We start from the raw sequence: 1,963 nt of genomic DNA, 5'->3' as shown, positions 1-1,963 counted from the left end.
GGAGTGAGAGATTATATGGATGTTGATTTTATAAATTTAACAGCAGAGAACCTGGCAAGTGAACATTTATGCTGTATTATCCGCAGCAAAAAGCCCCATCAAGGTATTGACGCAAAGCGCCAGTGGCTTTCGGAACGATTAAAAGAAGGACATGTCTTTCGAAAATTAAATGCAAAGGCTACAGTTTTCATTGAATATGCGCCTCTTGAAACCGCTTGGGTACCTATTATCGGTGACAACTACTATTATTTGTATTGCTTATGGGTTTCTGGTAGTTGCAAAGGTGAAGGGTATGGGGAGATGCTGATGGAGTATTGTTTGGCTGATGCCAAAGAAAAGGGCAAATCCGGCGTTTGCATGCTAGGGGCGAAAAAACAAAAATCATGGCTCTCTGATCAGTCTTTTGCAAAGAAGTTTGGTTTTGAGGTTGTAGATACAACGGAAGATGGTTATGAATTGCTTGCCCTTTCTTTTGACGGAACAACACCTAAGTTTACAGAGAGTGTAAAAAAACAAAGAACCCAAACCAACGAGTTGACCATTTATTATGATATGCAATGTCCTTTTGTGTTTCAAACCATCGAAATGGTAAAACAGTACTGTGAAATGCACGAGGTTCCTGTGTCCTTGATACAGGTAGACTCTCTGCAAATGGCCAAGGAACTGCCATGTGTTTTCAATAACTGGGCTGTGTTTTATAAAGGGAAATTTGAGACGGTGAATTTGTTAGATGTGAATTATTTAAAGAGAATACTCAAAAAATAAGCATCTTATCCCTCTATTTAATTATTGCGTCTTGGTAGTGCAAAAAGGGAAGATTTTCTTTATAAAGAAATTTGATAGCCAATGTGATACATATAATTAATGACTATGTAACTTGGAAGGAAGATGAAGAAGAGCAAGTCACCCTGACGCAAGAGGGACTTGTTCTTCTTTTAGAGCTGATATTACAACAGTAAGGCGAGAAGGGATCTAAAATTTTGAGACACCTACGCCGCATTTTCTGCACACACAAAAATCCAATTTTGTCATTTCGGGGAATGGTCTTTTCCCCAGCCGTAACCCATTGCGCTTTTTGATGCCGGATTCCGTTAATGTCAAAGACAAATTTTCTTTAGAGGGTAACCAAAGCAAGCCACTATCTCTTCTGCCGTAGATAAAGCCTTCTTCCATTTCTTCTCCACAATTTGGGCATTTCATGAGTTTATACCTCTCTCATAAGTAATACGAACACATTCTTAAATACATAAAGGATAACCTGTCTAAGATTTCTACACTAATTTTTTTCGCACAAAGATGCAAGATAATAAAAATCTTTCTGGTATTTATTTATCGTCCATTTCTCTTTTGACACAAGTAGTAAGTCGTGGGCTTCTTGCTTTTTTTTCTGTGAGAGCAAATCAAAAATCTGCACAATAGAAATCATGGCACCCAGTTCCGGCGAATTTTCAAACTTTAGTAACTCATCTCTGTGATTTGAAAGCTTTTCTGTGGCTGCTTCCGTTTCTTCTAAATAAAACAAAACGTAGATGAAGATTAGCTGATAGGTAAGTTTTAATATTCCGTGTATCTTTTTAGGGTTGATTTTCATCAAATGAGCCTTTGCTTTTTGATAATCTCCTTTTGTGCAATACCCCTCACAAATATTGATGCTAAGTAGCGCTATAATTTGCATTGATTTTTTGCCTTGAAGCAATGATAGGTTTTCGGCAATAAATTTATCTGCATTATTTTCTTCTTCTAAAATGGGGGTTAGGTTTTCAACCTTGCGAAGAAACTCTTTGTACCAAAGCTGATTAATAACAAACCATGCCAATATGGCGATTATGATTATGCCCCAAAAAATAGAGAGTTTCATGTCAATTGACAGGTTATATTTCGCGGAAAAAATGCCAAGCAAAAAATTGGAAAGGACAATAAATCCCCACCAAAGCATTCTAATTTTATTTCCGTTTCTTTCAAA

Annotated in this window: 3 protein-coding genes; 1 reads left to right on the top strand and 2 read right to left on the bottom strand. The window is 36.9% G+C overall.

What is annotated here, in order from left to right:
* The first annotated feature begins 15 nt into the window (after positions 1–15).
* On the top strand, positions 16–765 hold the full coding sequence (locus RTK36_RS14445) for a GNAT family N-acetyltransferase (protein WP_312047951.1): 750 nt from the start codon (positions 16–18) through the stop codon (positions 763–765).
* 207 nt (positions 766–972) lie between these two features.
* Here RTK36_RS14445 and RTK36_RS14440 read toward each other — a convergent pair whose 3' ends face one another.
* Together RTK36_RS14440 and RTK36_RS14435 are read right to left on the bottom strand one after the other, a co-directional pair.
* A complete protein-coding gene (locus tag RTK36_RS14440) occupies positions 973–1,200 on the bottom strand; it encodes a PF20097 family protein (protein ID WP_312047941.1) in 228 nt (75 codons plus the stop codon).
* Positions 1,201–1,276: 76 nt separating this feature from the next.
* Positions 1,277–1,963 (bottom strand): hypothetical protein (locus RTK36_RS14435; protein WP_312047940.1); only part of this gene is annotated, 687 nt, incomplete at its 5' end.

The organism is Anaerotignum sp. (genome assembly GCF_031981185.1).
Taxonomy (GTDB): domain Bacteria; phylum Bacillota; class Clostridia; order Lachnospirales; family Anaerotignaceae; genus Chakrabartyella.
This window is presented reverse-complemented; position numbering and strand designations above follow the sequence as displayed.